This window comes from Longimicrobium sp. (assembly GCF_036388275.1).
Classification (GTDB): Bacteria; Gemmatimonadota; Gemmatimonadetes; order Longimicrobiales; family Longimicrobiaceae; genus Longimicrobium.
Genome location: NZ_DASVSF010000038.1, coordinates 1 through 4,368, shown reverse-complemented (window position 1 = coordinate 4,368; position 4,368 = coordinate 1). Strand labels below are relative to the sequence as shown.

The 4,368-nt window shown below is 68.6% G+C and carries 3 protein-coding genes; 2 read left to right on the top strand and 1 reads right to left on the bottom strand.

Features of this window, described 5'->3' with window-relative positions; all coding sequences use genetic code 11:
• Positions 1–119 precede the first annotated feature (119 nt).
• Positions 120–1,586, top strand: a complete 1,467-nt coding sequence (locus VF632_RS08750) for a hypothetical protein (RefSeq protein ID WP_331022490.1) — start codon at positions 120–122, stop codon at positions 1,584–1,586.
• 192 nt (positions 1,587–1,778) lie between these two features.
• Here VF632_RS08750 and VF632_RS08745 read toward each other — a convergent pair whose 3' ends face one another.
• The gene (locus VF632_RS08745) at positions 1,779–3,113 is read right to left on the bottom strand and encodes an IS1182 family transposase (RefSeq protein ID WP_331022491.1); all 1,335 of its coding nucleotides are present in this window, start codon (positions 3,111–3,113) and stop codon (positions 1,779–1,781) included.
• Between the two features lie 259 nt (positions 3,114–3,372).
• On the opposite strand from VF632_RS08745, the gene VF632_RS08740 reads away from it, so the two are divergent.
• Positions 3,373–4,368: IS110 family transposase (locus tag VF632_RS08740; protein WP_331022489.1), on the top strand; the 996-nt coding region annotated here is incomplete at its 3' end.

Genomic DNA, 4,368 nt, shown 5'->3' with positions numbered 1-4,368 from the left:
CGGCGTTCCAGTCCGGACGCCATGTCGCTGTCACTCCGTGTTCGCGGAGCCGGTTCACGCTCCTCCGCGATCCGCTCTAGCATGGCCCCAACCGCCGGACGGCGGACGGAGGATCATCCATGCGACGCGCCTCGCCCGCCCGCCTGCTCGCGGCCTGCCTGCTGGCTGCCGCCCTCGCCGAGCCCGCATCGGCACAATCCGCGCCGGAGGCCTCGAACATGCGCCTGGTCGGGTCGCACGACCTGCAGGCGCGCAGCGCCTACCAGCCGACCATCCACCGCCAGGGCGAGCGCTGGATCCTCTATGTCGGCCATCACGGCGGTACAGAGGCCGAGCCCAGGCCGCTGAACCCGCTGACCGGGCAGCCGGAGTTCAACGGCACCTCCATCCTCGACGTGACCGACCCGGCAAGGCCCATCTACCTCGCGCATGTCCCGGGCGAGCCGGGCCTCGACGAGGATGGCGGGGCGCAGATGGTCCGGGTCTGCGACGGGCGCGGCCTGAAGAACGCCGACCCGGCCGCCTTCTACATGCTCCGCACCCAGGGCAATGCCGGGCACCAGATCTTCGACGTCTCCGACCCCGCCAGGCCGAAGCTGCTGGCGCGAATCCCGGCTGGCCACACCCACAAGAACTGGTGGGAATGCGACACCGGCATCGCCTACCTCGTCTCCGGCAACCAGCCGCCCTGGCGGGTCCGGCGGATGACCCAGGTCTTCGACCTGAACGACCCGGCGCAACCGAAGCATATCCGCGACTTCGGCCTGCCCGGCCAGCAGATCAAGGACGGCGAGACGCCGAGCCAGCAGCATGGCGAGCATGGCGCCATCCCGACCGAGCTGCATGGCGGCATCTCGACCGGGCCGGCCGGCAACCGGATCTACTTCGGCTACGGCACCAATGCGGGCGGCATCGTGCAGATCGTCGATCGGCGGAAGCTGATCGAAGGCCCGGCGGCGCCGACCGACGAGAACCTGCGCGCGCCCGAGCTCGGCCGGCTGGTCATGTCGCCGCTGGTCGGCGCGCATACCGCCTATCCGCTGCCGGGCATGACGATCCCCGACTTCGCCAGGGACGCCAAGGGCGCGACGCGCGACATGGTCATGATCGTCGACGAGGCGCTGAAGAACGAATGCCGCGAGGAGGCGCGGCAGTTGGTCTGGTTCGCCGACATCACCGTGGAAAGCCAGCCGATGGTGGTGTCGAACTTCACGGTCCCCGAAGCCGCGGGCAGTTTCTGCTCGCGCGGCGGGCGGTTCGGCTCGCATTCCTCGAACGAGAGCATGGCGCCCGTCTTCTACGGGAAGCTGGCCTTCATCGCCTGGTTTAATGCCGGGGTCCGGGCGCTCGACATCCGCAACCCCTACCGGCCGCGCGAGGTCGGCTTCTACATCCCGGCGATCACCGAGCGGACCGCGCCGCGCTGCGTCACGGCGGACGGCCAGCCGCGCTGCAAGCGGGCGATCCAGACCAACAACGTCGAGTCCGACGAGCGTGGTTATGTCTACATCGTCGACCGGGCGAATACTGGGGTGCATATCCTGGAGGTGACGGGCGAGGCGCGCGGCATCGCCGGACTGCCCTGAGAGGTTGAAAAAGAATCGCCATTTGGCAAGCGGCTGAATGACGGTCGGCGTCCGGTCCAGGCTGACGCAGATGTCGAGTTGTCGAGGTTTGGTGGCTGACGCGGTATGACCGGTCGCACCGGCATGCATCCTGGTGTCGCCGCCGCGGCGGTTTGCCGCTGCGGTCGTGTCAGTTCGCCGCGGCTGTCCGTCTCATGCGTTGAGCAGACGCCAGCCGCACATCATGTTGTGCGTCAAGGCAAACCACAGAGCGACTACCTTGGCCTTTTCCAGGCCGCGCACCACGAACTGCCTGAAGCCGTGGTTGCGCACTTGCGCATTGGCAAGTTCCACCGTGGCTGCGCGTTGCTTGTAGATGTCCTTGGCAGCGTCACCTCCCATGCGCTCTCGCCACGCCGCCACCGCTGGCGTGTCCCCGCGCAGCGCGACATGACGATCGCGGCTGGCATCACGTGGCTTCGGCACCGGCACGAAGACCGCGACGCCGTTGCAGGCCAGCGCGTCGATGTCGTCGAGCTTGGCGAAACCGCCGTCGGCGAGGTGTTGGCCCGGTCGTTCGCCATACTGCTCGGCCAGCGCATCGCTCATTGGCACCAGCTTGCCCATGTCGGAGCCAAGGTTGTCGACCGCCACGCCGGCGATGGCGCCGCTCCGGGTGTCGGCGGCGAACTGCACGTTGTAGGCCGGGCGAAAGCCGCCATCGGCCATCTTCATGGTGCGTGCCTCGGCATCGGTGGTGGACGCCCGTGGCTCGGCGGGTTGTTTCGCTGCGTCCGGCGTCTTCGTCTCGCCCCTGGCCGCGTCCTGCGACGTTTGCTGCGTCGCACGTTCGGCTGCCCGGGCCGCCAGACCAGCGTCCAGACGCGCCTTCTCCCGTTGCTGGGTCTGCAACTCTGCGGTGACCGCCAGCGCCGCACGCACCCGCCGCTCACGCTCTTCCGCCGCTCGCCGGCGCGCCGCGGCTTGCTGGCGACTGGCAGACCCGGGATCGGCTTCGAGGCGCGTACGCAGATCGGCAATCGCCTGCTCGGCCGCGCGCCGGCATTCCTCCAGCGTCGAATGGCGGCGAAACGACGCCGCCCCCGCCGCGGCGCGCACCCGCACCCCGTCCTGCGCGACACGATCCAGGTTCGCCACCCCCGCCCGTACTAGCGCCGTGAAACTGTCCGCCAGCAACTGCTCCAGCACCGCGCCGTGACCGATCCGGACATCCGCCAGCGTCTTGGCGTTCATGCTGATCCCGCCGCACAGCCAGCGAAAAGCCACGTGCTCCTCGCACAGCCGCGCCAACTCGCGCGCGCTGCCGATCCCCTTCACCGTGGCGTATAGCCACAGCGCCAGCAGAATGCGCGGGTCTGTCGCCGCATGACCGGCATGCCCCTCCACCGCCTTGATGCCCACCAGCAGCGGCGCCAGGTCGAGCCCTTCGACGAAACGCCAGACCAGACGCACCCGATGATCGTCCGGCACCAGTTGGTCCAGGCTGAACGGACGCCATTCGATCTGGCCGCGCTCGGCACAGCGCAGCCGCGGCGCGCCGCTACCGGCGTACTTCGGCGCTACCTGATCGGGCAATGCATCGAACAACACAGCCGCTTTACTCAATGCCATCGCCAAGCCCCGGCCAACTCTCACTGAGGCGATTCTACGCGTTGAGCCAGCGGATTGTATGCCCCTCTACAGCGGGCGGAGCGGGGGAATGATTTTCAGATGGGGTGGACGGCCCCCAACGGCATCGATGTACCAGAGTGCGGGTCGTTTGAACCAGCAAAGGGAGCCGCCCACTATGACTATTACCCTGATCGGCATGGACACTGCAAAGTTCGTCTTCCAAGTCCATGGTGTTGACGCCGCTGGCGAGCCGCAGCTGAAGCGGAAGCTGCGCCGAGAGGAACTGATCCCTTTCTTCGAGCAGCAGGAGCGCTGCACGGTCGTACTCGAAGCTTGCGGTGCCGGTCACCATTGGGCCCGGATGCTGACGCAGCTGGGGCACGAGGCGAAGCTGCTGGCCCCGGAAGCGGTGCGACCGTTCGTGAAGAAGGGCAAGAAGAACGATGCTGCCGATGCCGCGGCGCTGTGCGCGGCCGCGACGCGGCCGGAGGTGACGTTCGTGCCCGTGAAGAGCCCCGAGCAGCAGGGTGTGCTGGCGCTGCACTCGGTGCGCTCGCTGCTGGTCAAGCAGCAGACGATGCTAGCGAACGCGATGCGTGGGCTGGCGGCGGAGTTCGGCTTGGTGGTCGCCAAGGGCGTGCACCGGCTCGATGAGCTCGAGGCGCAGGTGCAGGCGGAGGCGAGCATGCCGGCGACGGCGAAGCAGGCCTTCGCCGAACTGCACGAGCACAGCCAAGCCGCCACCACGCGCATCGCCGGGCTCGAGGCGCAGATCGTCGCGCATGCGCGGCAGGATGCCACCGCCCGCCGTCTGGCAACGATCCCCGGCATCGGCCCGATCACCGCGTCACTGATCACGGCGACGGTTGGCGACACCATCGGTTCGTTCAAGAGCGCGCGGCATTTCGCCGCCTGGCTGGGGCTGGTGCCGCGGCAGCATTCGACCGGTGGCAAGACGCGGCTGGGGCGGATCACCAAGGCGGGCAACAGCGAGATCCGCAGGCTGCTGGTGCTCGGCGCCACCTCCATGGTGTTCCGGGCGGGACAGTGGAACAGCGCGGCCGGGGCGTGGCTGCGTGGCGTGCTGGAGCGGCGTCCGGTGCGGCTGGCGACGGTGGCGCTGGCGAACAAGATGGCGCGCATCGCCTGGGCGGTGATGACGCGCGGCGAG

Coding starts and splice junctions, on each gene's coding strand:
- VF632_RS08750 (WP_331022490.1), top strand. CDS start 120: ATGCGACGCGCCTCGCCCGCCCGCCTGCTCGCGGCCTGCCTGCTGGCT.